Genomic DNA, 3,029 nt, shown 5'->3' with positions numbered 1-3,029 from the left:
GAGGCGGGCATGCCGCTCTACGGCAACGAGCTCTCCCGCGAAGGAAACCCGTACGCCGCAGGCCTCGGCCCGGTTGTCTCCCTGACCAAGGAATCCGACTTCGTCGGGAAGACCGCCCTGGCCGAGCTGAAGGCGGACGGCGCAGGATCCACCACCGGCCGGAGGCTCGTTGGCCTCAAGGGCCTTGGGCGCCGAGCCGGTCGCAGCTCCTACCCGGTGCTCAAGGACGGCAACGTGGTCGGCGAAGTGACCTCCGGCCAGCCCTCCCCCACCCTCGGGTACCCGATCGCCCTGGCGTACGTCGACGTCGAGCACGCCGAACCCGGCACCGCGTTGGACATCGACCTGCGCGGCAAGGCTGAGCCGTTCGAGGTTGTCGCACTGCCGTTCTACAAGCGTTCCAAGTAAGCCGTGGATCCTCCGGCAGAGCCGGCGTTTTCGGAAGCGTGCGTTAAGCGAAGCAGCACGCGTGAAAATGCCGACTCTGCTGGAGCCCCCCCACCACAAATTTCTCGTTGTAAAGGAAAACCAAATGAGCAAGGTTATTGCTGACCTGTTGTACTCCGCCGAACACGAATGGGTTGCCGGCAATGGCGGCGGACCCGTCTCGATCGGCATCACTGCCGTCGCCACTGATGCGCTCGGGGACATCGTGTACGTTGACCTGCCCGAGGTCGGCGACACCGTTACCGCAGGCGAAACCTGCGGCGAGGTTGAGTCCACCAAGTCTGTTTCGGACCTGTACGCACCCGTCACCGGCGAGGTCGTCGAAACCAATGCCGACGTCGTCGACAGCCCGGAACTGATCAACAGCGATCCGTACGGCAACGGCTGGCTCTTCAAGGTGGCCGTCACCGAAGAAGGCCCCCTGATGTCCGCCGAAGAGTACGCCGCAGCCAACGGCGGCGAGCTGTGAGCCCGGCAGGCACAAGCCAGGCCACAGTCGCCTTCGAGCAGGTGGCATCGCCGTCGCTGAACGCACAGCTGTCCGAGCTGGACCCTGAAGTTGCCGCGAAGATCGACGACGAACTGAACCGGCAGCGCTCCGGCCTGGAGATGATCGCGTCGGAGAACCACACCGCCGCAGCCGTTATGCAGGCGCAGGGCTCCGTCCTGACCAACAAGTACGCCGAGGGCTACCCCGGCAAGCGCTACTACGGCGGCTGCGAGCACGTGGACGTAATCGAGCAGCTCGCGATCGACCGGGTCAAGGCACTCTTCGGCGCGGAGTACGCCAATGTGCAGCCGCACTCCGGTGCGCAGGCCAACGCCTCGGTGATGCACGCCCTGATCAAGCCCGGTGACACCATCATGGGCCTGAACCTGGCCCATGGCGGACACCTCACCCACGGGATGCGGATCAACTTCTCCGGCAAGCTCTACAACGTCATCCCGTACCAGGTGCGCGAGGATGACCACCGGATCGACATGGCCGAGGTGGAGCGCCTCGCGCAGGAACACAAGCCGCAGCTCATCGTCGCCGGCTGGTCGGCCTACGCCCGGCAGCTCGACTTCGCCGAGTTCCGCCGCATCGCCGACTCCGTGGGCGCCTACCTCATGGTGGACATGGCGCACTTCGCCGGCCTCGTCGCCGCCGGGCTGCACCCCTCCCCGGTGCCGCACGCGCACGTCACCACCTCCACCACCCACAAGACCCTCGCCGGCCCGCGCGGCGGAATCATCCTGAGCAATGACGCCGACGTCGCGAAGAAGATCAACTCGGCCGTGTTCCCGGGCCAGCAGGGCGGACCGCTGGAGCACGTCATCGCAGGCAAGGCTGTCGCGTTCAAGATCGCGGCCTCGCCCGAGTTCAAGGAGCGCCAGGAGCGCGTCCTGAACGGTGCCCGCATCCTGGCCGACCGGCTGGTCCAGCCCGACGTCACCGCCAAAGGAATCAACGTGATCTCCGGCGGGACCGACGTGCACCTGGTCCTGGTGGACCTGCGCGACTGCGAGCTCAACGGTCAGGAGGCCGAAGACCGGCTGGCGGAGATCGACATCACGGTCAATCGCAATGCCGTGCCGTTCGACCCGCGGCCGCCGATGGTCACCTCCGGGCTGCGCATCGGCACTCCTGCGCTGGCTACCCGGGGATTCGGTGCGGCAGCCTTCGCGGAGGTGGCGGACATCATCGCCGAGGCATTGATTGCCGACGCCGGTGCGGACCTCTCCGGGCTGCGCTCCCGGGTGGAAGCCCTCGCCGCCGCCCACCCGCTCTACCCAGGCGTCTCGAACCTCGCCTGACCTCTGAACTTTTGTCCACATAAGGAGAGTTCGGAGACTGGAAAGTCATACGGTCAGTGCAACGCCTCCCCGAAAGTGGTGTTGCTATGAAGAAGACGTGGTTCCTGCCGGAGCAGTGGGATAAGTTCTACGCGGTGTTGTGCTCGGGGGCCTCATTCAGTGAGGCTGCCCGGGTCGCGGGTGTGTCCCGCAACGGGGCCGCCTATCAGTGGCGTAAAACTGGCGGCATGACATTGATGACGGGCATTCCGGGCGGGCTGGCTGATCCGCCGACATCGGTTGGAACACCGGGGACGGGACGGCTGTCCCTGGTGGAACGGGCCACGATCATGGTCCGGTTACGGGACGGGAAAGGCCACGCCGAGATCGGCCGTGAACTCGGACGGGACCGTACGGTGATCTGGCGGGAGATCAAACGCAATACGAACCCGGACGGCTCGTATCAGGCAGACCTGGCCCATGCGCGGGCCCATCAGCGGGCGCACCGTCCCAAGGCGTTCAAACTCACCGCGATGAATCATGACCTGCTGCGTTTCATCGAGGACGCGTTGGAGGACGGGTGGAGCCCGAAGCTGATCTCACTCGTGCTGGCCAAGGATTACGCCGATGATAAGAGCATGCAGATCAGCCACGAGACGATCTACCAGTGCCTCTACGTCCAGTCCCGCGGTGAGCTGCGTAAGGACCTCTACCGGTATCTGAGCCTGTCCCGGCCTAAGCGGGTGTCCCGGGAGAACCAGCACGCCGGCGGTCGGGCCAAACCCTACCGGGACGCGTTGAAGATC

Annotated in this window: 4 protein-coding genes; all 4 read left to right on the top strand. The window is 65.5% G+C overall.

Annotated elements, in window-relative coordinates:
• Positions 1 to 408: glycine cleavage T C-terminal barrel domain-containing protein (locus tag X803_RS21380; RefSeq protein WP_035778075.1), on the top strand; the 408-nt coding region annotated here is incomplete at its 5' end.
• A 124-nt stretch (positions 409 to 532) separates the two neighbouring features.
• Entirely contained in the window at positions 533 to 916 is a 384-nt protein-coding gene (gene gcvH / locus X803_RS0105535) for a glycine cleavage system protein GcvH (RefSeq protein ID WP_026544361.1), read from the top strand.
• Positions 913 to 2,244 (top strand): serine hydroxymethyltransferase, encoded by a 1,332-nt coding sequence (glyA, locus tag X803_RS0105530; protein ID WP_026544360.1) that lies wholly within the window; start codon positions 913 to 915, stop codon positions 2,242 to 2,244. Before gcvH ends, glyA begins: the two co-directional genes overlap by 4 nt.
• A gap of 86 nt (positions 2,245 to 2,330) precedes the next feature.
• Positions 2,331 to 3,029: helix-turn-helix domain-containing protein (locus tag X803_RS20970; RefSeq protein ID WP_156929978.1), on the top strand; the 699-nt coding region annotated here is incomplete at its 3' end.

The organism is Arthrobacter sp. 35/47 (assembly GCF_000520475.1).
Taxonomy (GTDB): domain Bacteria; phylum Actinomycetota; class Actinomycetes; order Actinomycetales; family Micrococcaceae; genus Arthrobacter_D; species Arthrobacter_D subterraneus.
Note: the sequence above shows the minus strand (reverse complement) of the source record. Positions and strands in the feature narration are given on the sequence as shown.